This window comes from Streptomyces sichuanensis (assembly GCF_020328095.1).
GTDB classification, from domain to species: domain Bacteria; phylum Actinomycetota; class Actinomycetes; order Streptomycetales; family Streptomycetaceae; genus Streptomyces; species Streptomyces cinnamoneus.
On sequence record NZ_JAIXMK010000005.1, the window covers coordinates 20,664 to 41,105 of the forward strand.

Genomic DNA, 20,442 nt, shown 5'->3' on the forward strand with positions numbered 1-20,442 from the left:
GACCATGCCCCACCCCACCGCCGAGCAGCCCGCCGACGTCGTGGCCCGCCTGCGCGCCACCTTCCGGACGGGCCGCACCAAGCCCACCGCCTGGCGCACCGCTCAGCTGCGCCGGCTGCGCGCGATGCTCACCGAGAACGACGCGGCCCTCGTCGCCGCCCTCCACGAGGACCTGGGCAAGAGCGCATACGAAGCGTTCCGGACCGAGATCGACTTCATCCTCCGCGAGATCGATCACACCCTCGACCACCTCGACGCCTGGCTGCGCCCCGAACCGGCCCCCGTCCCGCCCCACCTCGGCGAGGCCGCGGCCTGGACCCAGTACGACCCGCTCGGTGTCGTCCTGGTCATCGCGCCCTGGAACTACCCGGCGCAGTTGCTGCTCGCTCCGATGGTGGGGGCCCTGGCGGCCGGCAACGCGGTCGTGGCCAAGCCCAGCGAGCTGGCGCCGGCCACCTCGGCCGCGCTCGCCGGTCTTCTGCCCCGCTACCTCGACACCGATGCGGTGGCCGTCGTGGAGGGCGGCGTCCCCGAGACCACCGCCCTGCTCGCCGAGCGCTTCGACCACATCTTCTACACGGGCAACGGTGCGGTCGGCCGCATCGTCATGACCGCCGCCGCCCGGCACCTCACCCCGGTGACCCTGGAGCTGGGCGGCAAGTCGCCCGTCTTCGTCGACCGCGACACCGACCCGGCCGTCGTCGCGGAGCGGCTGGCGGCCGGCAAGTTCCTCAACGCCGGCCAGACCTGCGTGGCGCCCGACTACGTGCTCACCGACGTGGAGACCGCCCGCGCCCTGGAGCCCGCGCTGATGCGCGCCGTCGAAGCGCTGTACGGACCCGACCCCGCCGCGTCCGGGTCCTACGGGCGGATCGTCAACGAGCGTCACTTCGACCGGCTGACCGCCCTGCTCGGCTCCGGGCGCCTGGTCACCGGCGGCGGCAGCGACCGCGCCACGAAGTACATCGCCCCGACCGTTCTCGCCGACGTCGACCCCGGGGCGCCCGTCATGCAGGAGGAGATCTTCGGTCCCGTCCTGCCCATCGTCACGGTCCGCGACCTGGACGAGGCCATCGCCTTCATCAACGACCGCGACAAGCCGCTGGCGCTCTACGCCTTCACCGGCTCCGAGGCCACCCGGCGGCGCCTGGCGTCCGAAACCTCCTCCGGCGGCCTCGGGTTCGGCCTGCCGCTGGCCCACCTCACGGTCTCCGACCTGCCGTTCGGCGGCGTCGGCGAGAGCGGCATGGGCAGCTACCACGGGCGCTACTCGATCGAGACGTTCAGCCACCGCAAGGCGGTGCTCGACAAGCCGCTGAGCTGACGCCGCGGCCGGAGCGGCCCGCGCATCGTTGTAGGGTGAAGAGATCTTCGAGCCGGCGGCGACGGCCCGACGCCCAGGGTGGATGGCGGCAGGTGCGATTTCAGCCATTTCTGCGGGTTGTCGTACTATGTCCGGCGTCGCTCTTGCATCCTCGGCCATGCCCGGTGTCCGCTCCCGGTGGCCGTTCCGGCAAAGCCGATGAGGCTGGTGCCGGTGTGCAGTGCAGGCGGTTGCTCTTCGCTCGATCCGGCAGGTGGCGGCTTCCAGTCTTTGTCTCCCGGCAGAACGGAAAGCACATCGTGGACATGAGCGCGGCCAATCGAAAGGGCCTCAGTCTCTTCGCCCTGATCATGATCGGGCTGGGGTCCATCTTCGGCTCCGGCTGGCTCTTCGGGGCCGGGCAGGCGGCCCAGGTCGCCGGCCCCGCCTCCCTGGTCGCCTGGGTGATCGGCGCCGTCTTCATCGGCATGATCGCCATGTCGTACGCCGAGGTCGGTGCCGCCTACCCGCTCCCGGGCGCCATGGCCAGGTTCGGCTCCATCTCGCACGGCCCGGTGCTCGGCTTCATCACCGGATGGGCGGTGTGGATCGCGACCGCCTCCCTGATCCCGATCGAGGCCATCGCGGGCACCCAGTACATGGCCTCGTGGAGCTTCGGCTGGGCCCGCGGACTGGTGTCCGACGGCAGTCTCACCGGCACCGGCCTGGCGACGGCCCTGGTCCTGACGTGCGCCCTGTGGCTGGCCTGCTACTGGTCGGTCGCCCTGCTGGCGCGCGCCAACAACCTCCTGACCCTGGTCAAGTTCGCGATCCCGGTCCTCGCCGTCGCCGCGCTCATCGCCTCCGGCTTCCACACCGGCAACTTCACCGACCACGGCGGCTTCGCCCCCAACGGCTGGTCGGCCGTGCTCACCGCGGTCTCCGCCTCCGGCGTCGTCTTCGCCTTCAACGGCTTCCAGGCCGTCGTCAACCTCGGCGGTGCCGCCAAGGACCCCGGCCGCGCCATCCCCCGAGCCCTCGTCGGCGCGCTCTCCCTCGGTCTGCTCATCTACCTGGCCCTGCAGGTGGCCTTCCTCGGCGCCGTGCCCCCGGAGCGGCTCGCGGAGGCCGGTGGGTGGAGCGGTATCAACTTCGCGTCGCCCTTCGCCGACCTCGCCAAGCTGCTGATGCTGCACTGGGTCGTCACGATGCTCCAGTTCGGCGCCTTCATCTCGCCGAACGGCGCCAACATCGGCAACGTGGCGTCCTCCGCGTACCTGGCCCAGAACCTCGCCGAGACCGGCTTCTTCCCCAAGAAGATCGCCGAGGTGCACCCCCGCTACGGCGTCGCCCGCCCGGCCATGTGGCTGAACCTGGGCTTCTCCGTCCTGCTCCTCCTCACCATCGGCCACAGCTGGGAGGCCCTGGCCAGCGTCGTCTCCGCCGCCATGGTCGTCTCCTACCTCATGGGCCCCATCGCGGTCGGCGTCTTCCGGCAGACCAAGCCGGACCTGCCCCGCCCCTTCCGCCTGCCCGCGGCGAAGGTGCTCTGCCCGGTCACCTTCGCCTTCGCGGCCTGCGCCCTGTTCTGGTCGAAGTGGCCCAACACCGGCAAGGTCGCCCTGCTCACCCTGGTCTCGGTGCCCATCGCCGCCGTCGTACTGCGCCGCCGGGGCGAGACGAGCCTGCGCCGGCAGTTCGCACCGGCCTGGTGGATGGTCGGGTTCCTGCTGTGGACGGCACTGCTGTCCGCCCTCGGCAGCACCGAGTTCGGCGGTCACGGAGTGATCCCGGGCGGCCTCGACACGGCGCTCGTCGGCCTGTCGGCGGTGGCCTTCTACTTCTGGGCGGTACGCGCCGGCGTCCAGGCCCACCGCACGGGGCTCCCCGACCCGGACCCCGTGCTCGACGCGGCCCCCGGCCCCGTGGCCGAGGCTCCCGAGCCGCAGCCCGCAGGCTCCCTCGTCTGACCGGACGACCACCCCGACCGGACGACCGGCCCCGGACCCGTCACCCCTCGCGAAGCCGAGCGGAGGACGTGCCCGGGGCCGCTGCGTTGCCGGAGGAAGCCGGTGCGCGTGGACGGCGAACGCCCACGGGCCCACCGATAGAAGCAAGCCTTCCGCGTCACGGGTGTGCGTACGGGGTCGCGCCGTCCGTCCGGCGCGCCGGCGTGTGCGAACAGAGAACGGACGTGCGGCGCGCACGCCGGCAACACCGGAGGTGGACGGCCCCCTCGGCGTGCCGCCCGGCACGCGATGAGCCCGTGCGCGAAGCTGTCGTCCGTCGTGCGACCCGTCCGTTCCAGCCGCTCGGGACGCGGCGCGAATGTGCCGCTGTGCAGGGCCTTTTGTCAATGCTTGGTTTTCGCGTGACCATCTCTTGGTAGCCTCCAGCCAGATGATCGGCCGTCGGCGCGAGCGGCGGATGATGCTGCAGCGCTCCGGCCGGTGAGGTGTACCTCTGCCTCGGAACGGCATGCCGCGGTACGGCGTCAGAGCGAAGAGAAGTGCACGTCCGGGAGCGCACCGCCCCGTGAAACGGGGCGGCCGCCCCCCGGCGAACCGGCCCACGGCACACCAGGAAAGGACTGCCGACCGAGCTTCGCAGGCGACAGGTCGGCAAGGACGAACCCACCGCAGACCAGTGCCCAGGAGGATACCCATGAGTCACGCGCAACGGCTACGTGCCGCCGTCGAGGGACCGGGAACGACACCCCTGATCGGCGTCTTCGACATGTTCTCCGCCTCCGTGTCCGCCCAGCACTACGACGGCATGTTCGTCTCCGGCTTCGGATTCGCCGCTTCCCACTACGGCTTACCCGACATCGGCTTCATCGCCTGGCCCGACATCGTCGCGTTCGTCCAGCGGTTGCGCCTGGCCTTCCCGCGCCAGCACCTGCTCGTGGACATCGACGACGGCTACGTCGACCCCGAGACCGCCTGCCACGTCGTGCGGCACCTCGAAGCCATCGGCGCCTCGGGCGTCATCCTGGAGGACCAGAAGCGCCCGCGCCGCTGCGGACACGTCGACGGCAAGCAGGTCCTGCCGCTGGAGGAGTACCTCGAAAAGCTGAACATGGTCCTGGCGACGCGCCGGGACCTGCTCGTCGTCGCCCGCACCGACGCGACCGAGGAGGACGAGATCCTGCGGCGCGCCAAGGCGCTGGCGGCGACGGACGCGGACGTGATCCTCGTCGACGGCGTGCGCAGCGTCGAGTGGATCACCAAGGTGCGCAGGGTCATCGGCGACAAGCCGTTGCTCTTCAACCAGATCGCGGGCGGCAGGTCGCCGCGGCTCTCGCTCACCGAGCTGGGCGACCTGGGCGTGAACGTCGCCATCTACAGCACCCCTTGCCTGTTCGCCGCCCAGACCGCCATCGACCGTGCCCTGAAGGAGCTGAAGAGCGCGGACGGCCGTCTGCCGCAGCACACCGCGGACAGCGTGGGGGTCGCCGAGTCACTGGCCCTGCTGGAGAAGAACATCAGCCGGCACCACGACCGCGAGCCCATCGGCTGACGCGGACGCAGGACGGCACCCGGCGAGACGGGGAACGGACGGGCCCGGTGCGGCGCAATGCCGCCCGGGCCTGTCCGCCATGCTGTCACGCCACCGCACCTTTACCACGGTCTGCGACCGGGGCTCCATCCTGCTGGTCGTCCACGCCACCCTCGCCCGTCGCCGGCCGTGCGTCCCGGCCCCCGGGGACGGGCCGCCGGGGCAGCAGCGACGCCGGCAGCAGGCCCAGGGCGGCGAGTCCGGCCAGGACCAGCAACGTCGTCGCAGGCGTCGCCCCCGTGGCCGGTGCGGGCGCCGGACCGTCAGGGGTCAGCAGCATCAGACCTGCCGCGACGGCGATGCCGAGCGTCGGGCCGACGTTCATCGCCGTCTGCTTGAGCCCGCCGACGACCCCCGCGTACCCGGCGGGCGCCTCACCGACGACGGTTCCCGTCGCGGTGACCATCACGGCGGCGAACCCCGCACCGAGCACGGCGAACGCCACGCCGGTGACCGCCGGCGTACTGCCCGGACCGAGCCGTGAGAGGCTCGCGATGCCGGCGACCATGAGGCCCGTGCCGCCGAGCGCGGTGGGACGCGGCCCGAACCGGCGCAGCGCGGCGGCCGCCACGGGCGCACCGAGCACCATGAGCGCGGTCAGCGGCAGCACCCACAGGCCGGTGGTGAACGGGTCGAGCCCGATGACGTCCTGCAGCAGGAACGTGCCCACGAACAGCGCCCCGAACATCCCGCCGCTCGTGCACAGCAGGAGCGTCATCGACGCCGTCACGGGGACGGAACGCGCCACGACGGGCGGCACGACGGGGTGCTCCGCACGCCGTTCGTGCACGACGAGCACCGCGGCCACACCCACGACGACGGCGCCTCCGAGCAGCGTCGGCAGGCCCGTCCACCCCTGCGCGGGTACCCCGGCCAGGGTGTGGACCAGCGCGGCGAGCACGGTCGCGAGGAGGGCCGCGCCGACGGCGTCGAGCCGCTGGGAGACGGTCCGCGCCGGTGCGGGCGTACGGACGGCCAGCGTCAGCCCGGCGATGAGCAGCGCCACCGGAACGTTGATCACGAAGACCGCCCGCCAGCCGAACTGCGCCACCAGGACGCCCCCGAGCACCGGGCCGGCCGCCGCGGCCACTCCGATCGCGCTCGTCCGGATGGCGACCGGCCTGCCGAGCTGCTCCGCGGGGTAGGCGAGCCTCAGCAGGGCGAGGGTCGCCGGCTGGAGGAGGGCGCCGAACCCCCCCTGCAGGGCCCGCAGGCCGATCACCCACCCCGCCCCGGGGGCGAGCGCGATGCCCGCCGAGGCGGCCCCGAAGCCGAGCACGCCGATGCACAGCATCCGCGGGTGCCCGTAACGGTCGCCGAGCCGCCCCGCGATGACGAGGAACGCGGCCACCGTGAGCAGGTAGGCGGTGCTGGTCCACTGGACCTGTGCCACACCGACGCCGAGGTCGCGCTGCAGGCTGGGCTGGGCCACGGACAGCACCGTGCCGTCCAGCGCGACGATCATCGCGCCGGCCACGCTCGCCGCGAGCGCGAGGCGGCGCCGTACGGTCGTGGTCATGCGACGTCCCGGCCGAGGTGGGCGTCGAGAGCCGCCGCGACGAGCCGGTCGAGCTGGTCGAGCTGGTCGAGCCCGTCGCCGTCCGGCGTCCCGGCCGCCGACGGCGCGGAGCCGAGGACCAGTTGCAGACTGCCCCACGCCCACAACTGGGCGATGCCGTGCAGGTTGGCCCAGAGAGCGGCGGCCGTGACGGACGCCGGCGGCAGGGAGCCCCCCGGCGCGCCCGGCCGGTCCGGGGCCGTCCGCTCGGCCCGGTAGGCGGCGATGAGCCCGGCCATGTGCTCGAACAACGGAAGCGTCGACTCCCTGAGCCGCGGCCGGCCCGGCTCCTCCTGCCCGCTCGTGAGCAGCTCATGACGGAACATCAGCTCGAACATGCCGCGGTGCTCCAGGGCGTAGCCGAGGTACGCCCGGCCGAGCGCATGGAGCCGGCCGCGCGGCGACGCCGTGCCGGCGGTCGCGGCCGCGAAACGGGCCTGGAGGTCCGCGAAGCCGCGGCGGGCGATCGCGGAGAGCAGGGCCTGATGCGTGGGGAAGTACCGGCGCGGCGCCCCGTGCGACACCCCCGCCTGCCGGGCGATCTCGCGCAGCCCCAGCGCAGCGGTGCCGCTGGTCATCACCAGCTCCACCCCGGCATCGACCAGCCGCTCGCGCAGCGACGTCTCATGTGTCATGGACAGTGTCTACCAGGAGGGCGTAGACACTGTCTACTCGGCGGGTGCGGCAGCCGCAGCGGGGGAGTGCCGGGGCGTCAGGAGTGGTCGACGAGCTCCGTGTAGCCCTTCACACGGGCGCAGTGGGCGCCGCAGAAGAACATGCCGTCGGTCTCGTGACCGTGACCGAGGATGCGACAGCCGCAGTTGTCGCAGACCGGTGCCATCTTGTGGACGGCGCACTCGAAGCTGTCGAAGACGTGCACGGCTCCCGCGGCACGTACTTCGAAGGCCATGTCGTAGTCGTTCCCGCATACCTCGCACGCTGCCATGGGGCACATCTCCTGGCTCGGTTGCCGCCGGAACTCCCTCGCCGTCCGGCGTTCGACCGTCAGGATGCACCTGGCCGGCCCTCCTGCGCGGCAGCGCCACGGCGCGGCCCGGGGAAACGCGGCCCTCTGCGCCCATCCGGCTGGACGCGGTGACAGCCGGCCGCCGGCCGGCGGGACCCGTACGAACGGTCCCGCGGGCCGGCGGGCGGCCGTGGCACCCTGCGTCGTCAGCCCGTGGGCCGGCGCCCGAAGTGCACGGTCTTCGCGGTCAGCAGGAACACGTCCGGGCGCCGGTCGACGCCCGCCGGGTCGGCCGGGTCGAGCAGCCGCTCGATCGTCGCCACGTCGTCGGCGTCCAGCACTCCGTCGAGGACTGTGCGGTGCCGTTGCAGCATCTGCCGCACCGACTGCCGCGCGTCCCGGTCGAGGGGCGCGGGGCGGTCGACGAGGAAGGTCTTGCTCCGTACGTCCGTGAGCCCCGCGGTGCGCAGCATGCCGGCCCAGTCCTCGACCACCGCCACCGAACCGGGCAGCTCGGCCCGCATCCGGCTGAACCGCTCCGCCATCGCCGCACCCAGCCGGTCCTGCAGCCCGGGACGCCCGAACCCGATGTCGCGCGGCAGCCAGCGGGCGGGCAGGCCACCCTCGACGACGGCCAGCACGCCGTCCGGTTCGAGCAGTCCGGCGAGCCGGGCGAGCGCGTCCTGCTGGTCGCCGACGTGGTGCACGACCTGCCCCGTCCACACCAGGTCCGCCGGCGCCAGGCCGTCGAGCCCCTCGGGGAACCCGGCCACCTCGGTCCGCAGCCGGACGCCGAGCCGCTCCGCTCGCTCCGTGGCCCGGGTCAGCAGCTCCGGCGCGCCGTCCACCGCGGTGACCTCGGCCAGTGGGAACGCCGCCGCCAGCCGGCAGGCGGCGACCCCCGGCCCGCTGCCGATGTCCAGGATCCGCCGCGGGGTGAGATGCCGGAGCTGCTCAAGAGCCTGGTCCACGTAGGGACCGTGCGCCTCCCCTTCGCGTTCCAGCAGGTCGGCCATCGCGGCCCAGTCGAAATCGTTCATGGGAAAACCTCCTGCCGACGACCATGCGCCCGGCCGGTCGCGAGGAGCAAACGTTCTTGCGGTTCCTGCAATAAAGGGCGTGCCGCCGGCGGCGCATGCGGGTCCGCGCACGGCCTCCGGCTGGAAAGCGCCGAAGGGAATGGCGCGATCACACCAGCCGAAATGCCTCTCCGTGACGATGAGGTGATAAATTGTCACCGAGCTGCGATGGCGCGTGCGCATCCAGTGCTGTTTGGTGACGCGCGCAGGAATTCCATGCGACGAGGTGGGGGCACGGTCGCATACGTCGGATGCATCGCTGCTTTTTGCATGCCTCCTTCCTTATATTTTTGAGTGAAGTTCTGAGGAGTACGTAAGTGAAGCGCACCTCCCTTCGTGCAGCCGGAGTCTCGGCACTGGCTGCCGTCGCTCTGGGCATCGCGGCACCCGCGGCGACCGCGGCGACCGTCGAGCCGGTGGCCAAGAGCGACCGGGGCGCGGGTACGAAGTCCGCCGACGAGGCGCGGCGTGCGGCGGAGGACGCCGCCAAGGCCGCCTCGGAGGCCGCGGCCAGGGCCGCTGCGAAGTCGGCCGCCGACGCCGCCGCCAGGGCCGCCGCCGAAGCCGCTGCGAAGTCGGCCGCCGAGGCCGCCCGCAAGGCCGCCGAAGCGGCGAAGGCCGCCGCGGCGCCGTCCGTGAGCGTCAGGAAGATCTTCCTCGGCAAGGGCATCGTGGCCTCGCTCGACGTCTCCTTCGACTACACCTGCACCGCCGCCACGGACCACCTGGAGGTGACGCTCGCCTCCGACCCGGGCAGCGGCAAGCCCACCGTCCTCAAGGGCGTGCGCGCCAAGAAGGACCTGCAGTGCGACGGGGCCCGGCACAGCGGCTTCTACGAGTGGACCGGCAACGGCGGGGGCGCCTTCCCGCCCGGTTCCACGGCGAAGGCCACCGTGGCCCTCTACGGCAAGGACAACGCGCTCCAGGCGCCCGTTGCGGAGAAGACCGCGCAGCTCGGCTACGACCTGCCGACGTCCGGCTCCGGCGCCCTTTCCGCCGGTCGCTGACGCGGCGTTTCCCCTTCAGCACCCCAGGGCGCTCAAGCCGTCGTCCGCGCAGGGCGCGGTGGCTGGAGCGCCTTGGGGCGTGGCTCGTTGTGCGGCGGCGGACGGTCTTGTTCAGTTGTCCCCGCAGTGCCGTATTTCGGAGCGAGGAGAGGAAAAGCCCTGTGCGTCGTATGACTATCGCCCTGGCGGGGGCCGTCGTGCTCGTCGGAATGAGCGTTCCGGTGGCGGCCGCCCAGGCCGCGCCTCCACCCCGGCCCCAGACGAACGTGCGCGCCGACCAGCCGCCCTTTCCCTACGCGGACTGCATCGCCGCCGCCAAGAAGAAAGGGGAGAGCCCGGGCTATGCCAAGTGGCACTGCGACGAGCTGGTGAAGAAGGGCTGGATCAAGCCGCCGAACGGCTGAGGGTGTCGCGGAGTTCGGTCAGGTCACGCGCATAACGCATTCCCGGGCGGCCGTCGAGGAGAATCCCGTCGCCCGGAATGAATCCCGTGCGGTTCAGGACCGCCCGCGATCCGGCGTTGTCGAGCGTCGTCACCGCCCGCAGCGTGGTGAGTCCGTACGCCGTGGCGGCGAGGGCGCACGTCCGGAGGACGGCGGCCGTGGCCAGGCCCCGGCCGCTCGCCCTCTCCGCGATCCGGTAGCCGAGCTCCGCGGAACCGTCCGTCACGTCGACGAGGTTCACCCGTCCCAGCACGGCACCGTCACCGTCGACGAGCACGTGGAAGTGGTCCAGCCCGGCCTCCTGCGCGGCGAGCAGGGCCGCGTGCCGCGCGTCGAAGTGGGCGAAGTAGTCGTCACCGCGGTCGGGAATCGTCGCGGCGAAGTAGGCGCGGTTCTCCCGCTCGAACGCGAGCAGGGCCGGCGCGTGGCCGGGGCGGAGGCGCTGAAGTTCTGGCATGGGCGGAACGCTACGCAGGCGCGGCCGCTGACGCCTTGCGTTTTACCGGGCGCCGAGCGCCGGAAAGGAACGGGCTTTTCCGGGTGATCTGCGAAAGTTGTCCGCATGAGATCTCGGTTCCGGCTGTCCGGCCTGCACTGGTCCGTCGTCATGCCGGTCCTGGCCGCCCTGGTCCTGGCCCTGACCTGGGGGCAGTCCCTGTCCGCCGCGCTGGTGGCCCTGGTGAGCGTCCTCCTGGGCGGGGCGGTGCTCTCCGCCGTGCACCACGCGGAGGTCATCGCCCACCGGGTCGGCGAGCCCTTCGGATCGCTGGTGCTCGCCGTCGCGGTCACCGTCATCGAAGTGGCCCTGATCGTGACGCTGATGGCCGACGGGGGCGACAAGAGCAGCTCCCTGGCCCGTGACACCGTCTTCGCCGCCGTGATGATCACGTGCAACGGCATCGTCGGCCTGTCCCTGCTGGTGGGGGCGCTCAGACGGCGGGTCGCCGTGTTCAACGCCGAGGGCACGGCCGCCGCCTTCGGAACGGTGGCGACGCTGGCCGGGCTCAGCCTCGTCCTGCCGACCTTCACCACCAGCACCCCCGGCCCCCAGTTCTCCTCGGCCCAGCTCGTCTTCGCGGCTCTGGCCGCCTTGATCCTCTACGGGCTGTTCGTCGCGACCCAGACCGTGCGGCACCGCGACTACTTCCTGCCGGTGACCGCAGAAGGCGTGGTCATCGACACCGACGACCACGCCGACCCGCCCTCGGCCCGGACCGCCCTGACCAGCGTCGGGCTGCTCGCGGTCGCCCTGATCGCCGTGGTCGGCCTGGCCAAGGGCGTCTCCCCGGCCATCGAGTCCGCGGTGGCCGCCGCCGGCCTGCCCGCCTCGGTCGTCGGGGTCGTCATCGCCCTGCTCGTCCTCCTCCCCGAGACGATCGCCGCCCTGCGCGCCGCCCGCCGCGACCGCGTCCAGACCAGCCTGAACCTCGGCCTCGGCTCGGCCATGGCCAGCATCGGCCTGACCATTCCCGCCGTTGCGGCGGCCTCCGTCTGGCTGGAGGGACCGCTCCTGCTCGGCCTCGGCGCGACCCACATGGTGCTCCTCGCTCTGACCCTCGTCGTCGGCACCCTCACCGTGATCCCGGGCCGCGCCACCCCGCTCCAGGGCGGGGTGCACCTCTCGCTCCTGGCCGCCTACGTCGTGCTGGCCGTCAGCCCCTGACACCGGACGGGACGTAGACGCGGGGACCGGCCCGTCTCCGCCTCCTGCACCCTTCACCGCGCGACGGCTCCGGTGCCAGAATCCCTCATGCAGCGATATGACGCGATTTTGGTCGGCAGTGGCCACAACGCACTGGTCGCGGCCGCGTACCTGGCACGCGCGGGATGGGGAGTCCTCGTCCTGGAGGGCAACGACCGGCCCGGCGGTCTCGTCCGTACCGAGGAGCTCACCGTGCCCGGCTTCCGGCACGACGTCTACTCCTCGGCCCACCCCCTGTTCACCTCCGGCCCCGCCTACGCCGAGCTGGGCCCCGAACTGACGGCACTCGGCCTGACGTACCGCACCTCCCGGTACTGCACCGGCGTCTCGATGCCGGGGGCGCCGACGGCCGTGCTGTCGACCGGTGCCGAGGAGAACGTCGCCGAGTTCGAGCGCCTGGCGCCGGGCGACGGAGCCGCGCTGGCAGCGCTGCTGGAGGAGTTCGCGCCCTACGCCGGGCCGGTGTTCGCCCTGTTCTCGGCCGAACTCGCGAGCGCGGGGGCCGCGGAGGTCGTCCACGGCCTGATGCACGAGGACGGCCACCTCTCGCCGTTCGCGCAGCTGTTCCTGCGCACGGCCCGTGACCTGCTCGAACACCACTTCTCCGCACCGGTCGTGCACGGGCTGCTGGCCCCCTGGGCGCTGCACCTGGGCCGTGGCCCGGACGAGGCGAACAGCGCCCTGTGGACCATTCTCGTGCTGATCGCGCTGACCACGGCCGGCATGCCCACGCCCGAGGGCGGCAGCGAGCGGCTCGCCCGGGCGCTGGTGGCCCTCGTCGAGCGGCACGGCGGACGCGTCGCGACCGAACGGTGGGTCGACCGGATCATCGTGCGGGAGGGCCGCGCCGTCGGGGTGCGGACGGCGGACGGCGAGGTGGTCCACGCCCAACGGACGGTCATCGCCTCCGTCAACCCCGACCAGCTGTACCTGAAGCTGCTCGCCCACGAGGAGGGCGTGGTGCCGCCCGCCATCCGGCGACAGGCGCGCGCCTACCGCTACGGGCGCGGGTGCGTACAGATCCACCTGGCGCTCTCCGAACCCCCGTGCTTCGAGGACGAACGCCTTTCCCACACCGGACAACTGCACCTCACCGGCGGCCTCGACGCGCTGTCGCGCTCGGTCGGTGAGGCCACCCGGGGGCTCCTCCCCGCCGAACCGACCATCTCCTTCGACGCGCCCTCCGCCGTGGACCCCACCCGCTGCCCGCCGGGCGCGGCGGTCGCGCGGCTGCAGATGCTCGACGTCCCCCTCCGGCTCCGGGGCGACGCGGCGGGGCAGATCGGGACCGGTGACGGCTGGACCGACGGGGTGAAGAACGCCTTCGCGGACCGGGTGATCGGGCTCGCGGGCCGGCACGCCCCCAATCTGCCGGACGCGATCATCGGCCGGCACGTGATCGGCCCGGCCGACCTGGCCGCGTTCAACCCGAACTGCGGCCCGGGCGACCCCTACGGCGGCAGCCACGACCTCAGCCAGAGCTACCTCCTGAGGCCCCTGCCCGGCCAGCCCTCGCACCGGACCGTCGTCCCGAACCTGTTCATGGTCGGCGCCGCGACCTGGCCCGGCCACGGCGTCAACGGCGGCTCCGGCTACATCGTCGCCAGGGAACTCCTGGGGCCCGGGCCGACGGCGCCCACCGGCTAACGATCCGTCATGACCCGTCGGCGCGGCCGACGCGCGTGCCGCCACCTGAGGACGACGAGTCCCGCACACAGCACGGCGGCCGCACCGAACGGGTACGGCCACCACCCGATGCGGTGGAGGCCGGTGAGCAGCGTCATGGCCAGACAGGCGGCGAACAGCACCAGCAAACTGATGTTCTCCCACCCGAACGATCCGCTCGCAGCGGCGACCCGCTCGTCGAATTCCTCCCGCGCGGCCCGCTCGTAGCCCTGCCGGGCGTCCGTCATGGAGTAGGTGGCTTCGATGTGGTTCATGCCTTCGAGCGGGTCCGGCTCCCGTACCCGGCGGCGCCGGAAGGCGGGAGCGAGTATGCGGCGGCGCATCATAGGGCGTCCGTTTCTCCGTCCGTGCCGCTAGGCCAGCGCCAGGGTGGCGCCCAGCAGGCCGCCCAGGGCCGTCATGAGGTGGACGTGCTCGGCCTGGAGATCGGTGTCCTTGGGCGCGTCGACGACGAGCACACCGAATTCCCGGGGGCCGGCCACCACCGGCACGGCGATGACGGACCGGTACGTGGTGCTGAACTGGTTCACCTTGCTCACGAGACCGGTCTCCTTGCCGACATGGTACGGCTGCCTGGGTTCCAGGACGTCGTGCAGGAAGTGGCTGCCGGCGGCCCCCTTGATCTCCCGGCAGGGCGGCCCGGGACGGCCTGCCCAGTCCTCCAGCGTGAACATGTGCCGTGCCGGGTCGGCGAGGCGGTAGTACGCGCTGCGGGCGGCGGGGTGGCCCGATCCCGGCTGGAGATCCGCGGTGAGGGCGGCGGCTCCGACGAGCACTGTCTGGAGGATCAGCGGGCTCTGGGCGCTCCGGGCGTTCGTCAGTGCGGGCGGTGGCGCGGTCACGGCTGCCGAGTACGCCGCCGCATGGGCCTGGGAGAGCTTGCCGAGGGCCTCCGAGAGCGGCGTGAGCGTTTGGTGGTACGCGGCGCGGAGGGCTCCCGCCGCGCGGGCCACCTCCTTCCGGGCCTGTTCCTTCTCCCGTTCGTTGAGGGCCGTTTCGGACGCTGCCACCATCACCACGGCCATCGCCATCACGGCACCGGCCCAGAGAATGGTCGTGTGGTGCGGGTCGGACAGGTCACCGGCCCTGACCGAGGCCACGAAGACCCCCGCGCCGAGCGCGCTGGAGCTCGTCAATAAGAAGAGTTTCAAGCGGTATCTGCGAAACCAGTCCAATGTCCGCACCGTCGTGTCGTCGCCGAAGAGGGGTCCGGGCGCGGCCTCCGCCACAGCGGGCTCCGCACCTCATGCCCGACTGACGTCTGCGGTCCCCCCATGGTTCCCGCACGCCACGGCAGCTGACGGACGTGCGCAGAGACATCAGGCAGGCCGGCGGCGCAGGGCGACGGCCGCGACGTCGTCCTCAAGGCGGCCCCGCACGTGCGCCATCAGCTCCGTGCGCAGCAGCCGCACCACTTCGTCGGGGTCCTTGCCGCTCCACGCGGCCGCCCGTTCGGCGAGGGGGAAGAACTCGCCCTCGGCATTGCGGGACTCGATGACGCCGTCCGTGTAGAGGAGCAGCAGGTCGTCCGGTTCGAAGGGGAACGTCGTCACTTCGTAGTCCGGGAAGGGGGAGAGGGTGCCCAGCCCGATGGGCACGTGGCTCACCTCGGGCTCCAGGGGGATGACCCGCTGCCGCCGCAGCAGCAGGGGCGGGGGATGGCCGCACGAGACGAGGTGGACCACCGGTTCGGCGTCGGGTACGTCCATCAGGACGGCGGTGGCGAACGACTCGTCGGTCACCTCCGCGTCCGTGCGCCACTGCACGGTGTCCCAGCGCAGCGCACCGTCCAGGTGGATGGCCAGCCGGGGGAGCGTGGCCTGGCGGTGGGCGGCGGCCCGGAAGGCGCCCAGGAGCAGGGCGGCGTGGCTGATGGCGGGCAGGCCCTTGCCGCGGACGTCCCCGACGAGCAGCCGCGTGCTGCCCATGACGGTGCGCGCGGCCGCGTACAGGTCGCCGCCCATCTCCGCCTCGCTCTCGGCGGGCAGGTACAGGTCCGCGATCTGCAACGGGCCGCTGCGGCGGGGCAGCGGCTGGAGGAGGACGCGCTGGGCGGCCTCGGCGACCGACCTGACCCGGTACAACTCCTGCTCCCGGCGGTCCCGCACCAGGCACAGGACGACCAGCAGGGCCGAGACGAGGACCAGGGCGGCGATCTGCGCCTGGATGTTGGCGGTGACCAACACCCCTCGCGCCACACCGATCACGACCTGCGCCGCCACGGCGAGGGCGCCGACGAGCGCGGTCAGGCGGGCGCCGGCGAACGCCACGGTGAGCGCGGGTGCCGCCACCAGCAGCGGGCCGAGGTGGATGTGGGGAGGGGCCAGGATGTCGACGACGCAGACGACGACGATCAGCCCGAGCGGGATGACCACCCACACGGGCGCGTGGCCCGGCTGCCACGACCGACGGAACGCGGACGACCTAATCGGCCGCGCTCAGCACTGAGGACGACGGCCGTGATTGGCCCCGTGCTTACGACGCGCCTTCTTCTTGCGGCGCCGCTTCGAGGACATGCCGCCTCCTCTCTCAAAGGGTCTTTTGCGGCAATTTATACCATTCCGGGGTCGGCTGCCCGGTGACCGCAACGCCCGGCCGGAACGGCCCCCGGGCCCGGTGCGTTCCTCCCCACATGACGAGCGAGCTGGTGGCCGGCGGGAACCGGGCGTTGCCCGCGGGCGAACTGTGGATACGGGTGCCCGGGCCGTTCGACGTGTCGGTGCTCGTCACCGGCAGCGGCGGCAGGACCTCAGGGGACGAGGACTTCGTGTTCTACAACCAGCCCTCGGTGCCCGGAGCCCGGCTGGACGGCGACACCGTCACGGTCGACCCGGCACGGCTGCGCCCCGGCGCGGAGCGGGTCACGGTGGTGCTCAGCCCGGCCGACGGCCGGACCCCGCTGGCGTCGCTGCCGGCTCCCGTCATGACCGTGGCGAACGCGGGCGGCCGGGTCCTGGCCCGGTTCGCCCCGCCGCGGGCGACCGACGAGACCGTGATGCTGCTCGCCGAGCTCTACCGGCGCGACGGCGCATGGAAGGTGAGGGCCCTGGGGCAGGGGTATGCGGACGGCCTGGCCGGGCTGGCGCGGGACTTCGGCGTCGACGTCGCGGACGAGGGGGCGACGGCCGCCCCCGCACCGTCCCCTGCCCCGTCCGGCCCCGGCCGCACCGCATGCCCGTCCCCCGTCCTGTCCCTGGTCAACGCCGAGCGGTCCCGGGCCGGCGTGCGGCCGGTGACGGAGGACGCGAAGCTCACGGCCGCCGCGCTGGCGCACGCTCGGCACATGGCCGCCTCCGGCCACCTGTCCGCCGAGAGTCCCGGGGGACCCTCGCTCTTCCAGCGCGTGACCGCCGGCGGCTACGCCTACCTCCTCCTGAACGAGCACCTGGTCGCGGGCCCGCGCACCCCCGGCGAGTTCGTGGACCACTGCCTGACGGGTCACCGGTCGCGTGCCCCTTTCCATGACGCGACGTTCACGCACATCGGTTCCGGTCACGCCGTGGACGGCGGGTCGGGCCGGACGTACTGGACGGTGCTCTGGGCGCAGCCCTACTCGACCGCGGGGGCCGAGGGGTTGGCGGAGGAGGTCCTCGCCCTCACCAACGCGGAGCGGCGCGTGGCGGGCCTGCCCCCGCTGGCCGCCGACCGCCGCCTGGCGTCGGCGGCCGGGGCGCACAGTGCGGACATGGCGGGCCGTGACTTCTTCTCCCACACCACTCCCGAAGGGCACGAGCCCTGGGACCGGGCGCGGGCCGCCGGCGCCCCGCACCGTGCGACCGGCGAGAACATCGCCTGCGGCCAGCGCACGTCCGCCGAGGTCGTCCGGGGCTGGATGGACAGCCCCGGCCACCGCGCCAACATCCTCACGCCCGGCTTCACGCACCTGGGGGTGGGCTACGCGACGGGCGGCCGGGCGGGCACGTACTGGACCCAGCTCTTCGGCGGCTCCTCCTGACGGAGCCACCGCCGCTGGCGGAAGTGGTCATTCCGGACGTACGGGGCCGGGGTGCGCAGACCTCCTGACGTGCCGTTCGATCCGTGAACCGGACATGTACTCACATGACGAATGTGTGTGCGAGGATTCCGTTTCCCTGGCCCGTGGTGGGCCGGGGATGAAGGGGATCTTCGTGAGATCTAAAATGATGTTGAGAGCGGCTGTCGGGTCCGTCCTGGCAGTGGGCGCCACGGCTGCCCTCATACCTGCTTTCTCCGCGGACGCCACGCCGGGCCGCAAGGTGGACGGCAGCACGGTGGAGTCCTTCGGCCGCATGGCCGAGGCCGTCCTGCAGGACCGCACGTCGGCCCTGGTGGACAACCGGTCCACGGGCCGGGTGGCCCCGTCCGGCGCCGGCAAGAAGGTGCGCCTGTCGTCCGGTCTCGTGCGCAGCGAGGACACCGCGGTGTCGTCCCTGCAGGACCGCAAGAAGCTGCTGGCGAAGCTCGGCGAGGCGTACAGCGCCGCCGACACCAAGGTCGTCGTCGACAAGACCGAGGTCAAGGGCAGCCGCGTCACCGTCGAGGTGACCGAGAGCACCACGCTGACCTACAAGCGGGTGCGCGGCGACGAGCCGACGACGACGGGCTTCAAGGCCCGCCACGAGCTGACCTTCTCCGCCGCCAAGGGCGGCAAGTGGGAGCTGACGGGCATCCAGTCCGCGGACCAGGGCCTCCGGGCGGTCAACGCCCCGGCGCCGAAGGTCGCGGCCGCCGACGCCGGTTCGACGCCGAGCGCCGCCCGCGCCGCCACCACGTGGCCGGTCAAGGCGGTTCCGAAGAAGCAGACCTCCGGCTACAACTACGCCGCCATGGCGGCGTACGCGGAGAAGTACTGGCGCAACTACAACCCCGAGTACCGCAAGTTCAACAGCGCGGGCGGGGACTGCACCAACTTCATCAGCCAGGCCCTCAAGGCGGGCGGCTGGAAGCCCGAGGCCGGCAAGTCCTCGGACTACACCAAGTGGTGGTACGACTCCAAGGGTCAGTCCGACTCCTGGGTCGGGGCCAACGAGTGGTCGTGGTACGCGCAGAACTCCAAGCGCGTCACCAGCCTGTCCAACGTGTACCAGCTGGAGGTCGGCGACATCCTCCAGATGGACTTCGACCGGGACGGGTCCAAGGACCACTCCATGATCACCACGTACCGGAGCCGGGTGGGCATGCCCTACCTGACCTACCACTCCACCAACACCTTCCGTAAGTCGATGGCGAGCATCGTCGCGTCCTACCCGGACGCCAACTACTACGCCTACCGCACCTGACGGAAGCGGCCGGGCACGAGCACACCGCCCGGCCGGCCCAGGTGCCTCCGGGGCCGTCGCCGGCAGGCGACGCCCCCGGAGCCACCGCCCGGCAGCGGGCCCGTGGACCACCGCCCCGAGCGGAGGCCACGGGCCCGTCGTCGTCCGCTGCTCCTCGCCGTCACGGCCGCGTACGTCGTCCGGCGCCGCCGCGGCTGAGTCCGCCGGCGGTCAACGGTCCCGGTCCGCCACCGGATACGGCACGAACGTGCTGCTGTTCTCGTCGACGGCGAGCGGGCGGCCGAGCGGGGGCACGGCCCGCTGCGGGCAGTCCAGGCGTTCGCAGATGCGGCAGCCCATGCCGATGGGCGTGGCCGCGGAGGCGTTGCCGAGGTCGAGGCCGTCGGAGTACACGAGCCGGGACGCGTGCCGGATCTCGCAGCCCAGACCGATGGCGAAGGTCTTGCCGGGCTCCCCCCAGCCGCCGCGCTGCCGGGTCACGGTGCGGGCGGTCCACAGGTACCGCTGCCCGTCGGGCATGGCGGCGACCTGGACGTGGATGCGGCCGGGGGCGGCGAACGCCTCGTAGACGTTCCACAGGGGGCACGTGCCGCCCGCGCGCGAGAAGTGGAATCCGGTCGCGGACTGACGCTTGGACATGTTGCCGGCGCGGTCGACGCGCACGAACGAGAACGGCACCCCGCGCAGCCGCGGCCGCTGGAGCGTGCTGAGGCGGTGGCAGACGGTCTCGTAGCCGAGCCCGAAGTGGTCGGTGAGCCGCTCGACGTCGTACCGCATCTCCTCGGCCGCCGCGTGGAAGGCCCGGTACGGCAGGATCAGCGCGGCGGCTGTGTAACTGGCGATGCCGATCCGCGCGAGCGACCAGGTCGTGGAGCCCTCGGGGTAGTCCTCGGAGGCGAGCGCGGACAGCTCGTGCCCGCATTCGAGCAGGGCGAGCTGCGTGGCCATGCGGAACGCCCGTTGCCCGGGCCGCAGACGGCTGGACAGGTGGAGCACACGGCGCATCGGGTCGTAGTGGTGCAGGCGATCGGAGCCCGTCGTCAGCCGCACGCCGTGCCGCTCGGTGAGCCGGGCGGACAGGGCCGCGAGCACCCCTCCGGGGCGGATGCCGAGGCCGTCGGCCAGCTCCTCGGCGGCGAGGTCGAGATCGTGCAGGTAGTTCTGGCGGCGGTAGAAGAACTCCCGGATCTCCTCGTGCGGCGGGCGCGGCGCGGCCGGGTCGGCGGCGCCCGCACGGCCTTCCGCTGCCTGGGCCAGACGCTCGGTCAGGGCCTGGTTGCGCCGCCCCAGACCGAGCAGGACCGCGGCGACGGCCGGCAGCCGGGAGGCGAGCTCGGACAGGTCGGCGGCGGAGACCTCGGCGGCGGCGATCTCGTCGGCGAGCGCCTCGCGCAGATCGGCGAGCACACGGGTGGTGCCGGCCTCGGAGAAGAAGCCGGGGTCCACGCCGAACGCCTCGGTCAGGCGCAGCAGGACGGGGACGGTCAGCGGACGGGAGTCGTGCTCCATCTGGTTCAGGTAGCTCGGGGAGATGGCCAGGACACGGGCCAGCTCCGCCTGGCTGAGCCGCCGCTCCTCCCGCAGCCTCCGCAGCCGTGTCCCCGCGTACGTCCTGCCCACCGTCGACTCCTGTCCGCCCCTGCGCACGAGTACCCGGCGCCCAGCTTCGCAGAGTTGGCAGAACGCCCGCAGAAGATTCGCAACACTTGGCAGAAGGCCACGCTTGAGGGCACTCAGTGCCACTGGCAGAGTCGTAGTGCGGCCCGCCGGCCCGGTTCTCTCCACTTCCGCTCACCACCGATGGCACGGCGGGCCGCGCTCCCCAGGGAGATGCCCTGCCCCTTCACATGCTTGGCAGGCCCCTCCGGAGCCCCGACCACT

18 protein-coding genes and 1 pseudogene are annotated in these 20,442 nt (G+C 72.6%); 9 read left to right on the forward strand and 10 right to left on the reverse strand.

What is annotated here, in order from left to right; genetic code table 11:
- Window position 1: 1 nt before the first annotated feature.
- The 3 genes and pseudogenes from LE181_RS03300 to LE181_RS03310 form a co-directional block, all read left to right on the forward strand.
- Window positions 2-1,324 (forward strand): annotated as a pseudogene (locus LE181_RS03300) (aldehyde dehydrogenase family protein); the annotation flags it as partial.
- Window positions 1,325-1,623: 299 nt separating this feature from the next.
- Window positions 1,624-3,273: an APC family permease gene (locus LE181_RS03305; protein ID WP_225659393.1), complete on the forward strand. Its 1,650-nt coding sequence runs from the start codon at window positions 1,624-1,626 to the stop codon at window positions 3,271-3,273.
- Between the two features lie 694 nt (window positions 3,274-3,967).
- Window positions 3,968-4,822 (forward strand): isocitrate lyase/PEP mutase family protein, encoded by an 855-nt coding sequence (locus tag LE181_RS03310; protein ID WP_225659394.1) that lies wholly within the window; start codon window positions 3,968-3,970, stop codon window positions 4,820-4,822.
- Between the two features lie 85 nt (window positions 4,823-4,907).
- Here LE181_RS03310 and LE181_RS03315 read toward each other — a convergent pair whose 3' ends face one another.
- From LE181_RS03315 to LE181_RS03330, 4 genes are all read right to left on the reverse strand, one after another.
- The gene (locus tag LE181_RS03315) at window positions 4,908-6,380 is read right to left on the reverse strand and encodes an MFS transporter (RefSeq protein ID WP_225659395.1); all 1,473 of its coding nucleotides are present in this window, start codon (window positions 6,378-6,380) and stop codon (window positions 4,908-4,910) included.
- Window positions 6,377-7,054, reverse strand: a complete 678-nt coding sequence (locus LE181_RS03320; RefSeq protein ID WP_225659397.1) for a TetR/AcrR family transcriptional regulator — start codon at window positions 7,052-7,054, stop codon at window positions 6,377-6,379. The genes LE181_RS03315 and LE181_RS03320 overlap by 4 nt, the downstream gene beginning before the upstream one ends.
- Before the next feature lie 77 nt (window positions 7,055-7,131).
- A complete protein-coding gene (locus tag LE181_RS03325) occupies window positions 7,132-7,365 on the reverse strand; it encodes a metallothionein (protein WP_225659398.1) in 234 nt (77 codons plus the stop codon).
- A 227-nt stretch (window positions 7,366-7,592) separates the two neighbouring features.
- A complete protein-coding gene (locus LE181_RS03330) occupies window positions 7,593-8,426 on the reverse strand; it encodes a class I SAM-dependent methyltransferase (RefSeq protein WP_225659399.1) in 834 nt (277 codons plus the stop codon).
- 356 nt (window positions 8,427-8,782) lie between these two features.
- Here LE181_RS03330 and LE181_RS03335 point away from each other — a divergent pair, with 356 nt between their 5' ends.
- Window positions 8,783-9,472, forward strand: coding sequence for a hypothetical protein (locus LE181_RS03335; protein WP_225659400.1), 690 nt, complete (start codon window positions 8,783-8,785; stop codon window positions 9,470-9,472).
- 161 nt (window positions 9,473-9,633) lie between these two features.
- Window positions 9,634-9,876, forward strand: coding sequence for a hypothetical protein (locus LE181_RS03340; protein WP_225659402.1), 243 nt, complete (start codon window positions 9,634-9,636; stop codon window positions 9,874-9,876).
- Here the strand turns inward: LE181_RS03340 and LE181_RS03345 are convergent.
- Window positions 9,857-10,372 (reverse strand): GNAT family N-acetyltransferase, encoded by a 516-nt coding sequence (locus LE181_RS03345; protein ID WP_225659404.1) that lies wholly within the window; start codon window positions 10,370-10,372, stop codon window positions 9,857-9,859. The two genes, LE181_RS03340 and LE181_RS03345, sit on opposite strands and share 20 nt — an antisense overlap.
- Window positions 10,373-10,477: 105 nt before the next feature.
- Between LE181_RS03345 and LE181_RS03350 the strand changes: the two genes are divergently transcribed.
- Complete coding sequence (locus tag LE181_RS03350) at window positions 10,478-11,578, forward strand: calcium:cation antiporter (protein ID WP_225659406.1); 1,101 nt, start codon at window positions 10,478-10,480, stop codon at window positions 11,576-11,578.
- 87 nt (window positions 11,579-11,665) lie between these two features.
- Window positions 11,666-13,264: a phytoene desaturase family protein gene (locus LE181_RS03355; protein WP_225659408.1), complete on the forward strand. Its 1,599-nt coding sequence runs from the start codon at window positions 11,666-11,668 to the stop codon at window positions 13,262-13,264.
- Here LE181_RS03355 and LE181_RS03360 read toward each other — a convergent pair.
- The 4 genes from LE181_RS03360 to LE181_RS32745 all read right to left on the reverse strand — a co-directional run bounded on the left by LE181_RS03360 (window position 13,261) and on the right by LE181_RS32745 (window position 15,819).
- A complete protein-coding gene (locus LE181_RS03360; RefSeq protein WP_225659409.1) occupies window positions 13,261-13,557 on the reverse strand; it encodes a hypothetical protein in 297 nt (98 codons plus the stop codon). The two genes, LE181_RS03355 and LE181_RS03360, sit on opposite strands and share 4 nt — an antisense overlap.
- Window positions 13,558-13,656: 99 nt before the next feature.
- Window positions 13,657-14,439 (reverse strand): GAF domain-containing protein, encoded by a 783-nt coding sequence (locus LE181_RS03365; protein ID WP_225659412.1) that lies wholly within the window; start codon window positions 14,437-14,439, stop codon window positions 13,657-13,659.
- Between the two features lie 183 nt (window positions 14,440-14,622).
- Window positions 14,623-15,678 (reverse strand): PP2C family protein-serine/threonine phosphatase, encoded by a 1,056-nt coding sequence (locus LE181_RS03370; RefSeq protein ID WP_225659414.1) that lies wholly within the window; start codon window positions 15,676-15,678, stop codon window positions 14,623-14,625.
- Between the two features lie 63 nt (window positions 15,679-15,741).
- Complete coding sequence (locus tag LE181_RS32745) at window positions 15,742-15,819, reverse strand: 50S ribosomal protein bL37 (protein WP_470572749.1); 78 nt, start codon at window positions 15,817-15,819, stop codon at window positions 15,742-15,744.
- 116 nt (window positions 15,820-15,935) lie between these two features.
- On the opposite strand from LE181_RS32745, the gene LE181_RS03375 reads away from it, so the two are divergent.
- Both LE181_RS03375 and LE181_RS03380 read left to right on the forward strand, forming a co-directional pair.
- The gene (locus LE181_RS03375; protein WP_225659416.1) at window positions 15,936-17,258 is read left to right on the forward strand and encodes a CAP domain-containing protein; all 1,323 of its coding nucleotides are present in this window, start codon (window positions 15,936-15,938) and stop codon (window positions 17,256-17,258) included.
- 220 nt (window positions 17,259-17,478) lie between these two features.
- Window positions 17,479-18,561: an amidase domain-containing protein gene (locus LE181_RS03380; protein ID WP_308103057.1), complete on the forward strand. Its 1,083-nt coding sequence runs from the start codon at window positions 17,479-17,481 to the stop codon at window positions 18,559-18,561.
- A 210-nt stretch (window positions 18,562-18,771) separates the two neighbouring features.
- Here the strand turns inward: LE181_RS03380 and LE181_RS03385 are convergent, their stop codons facing one another.
- Window positions 18,772-20,181: a short-chain fatty acyl-CoA regulator family protein gene (locus tag LE181_RS03385; RefSeq protein ID WP_225659417.1), complete on the reverse strand. Its 1,410-nt coding sequence runs from the start codon at window positions 20,179-20,181 to the stop codon at window positions 18,772-18,774.
- Window positions 20,182-20,442 lie beyond the last annotated feature (261 nt).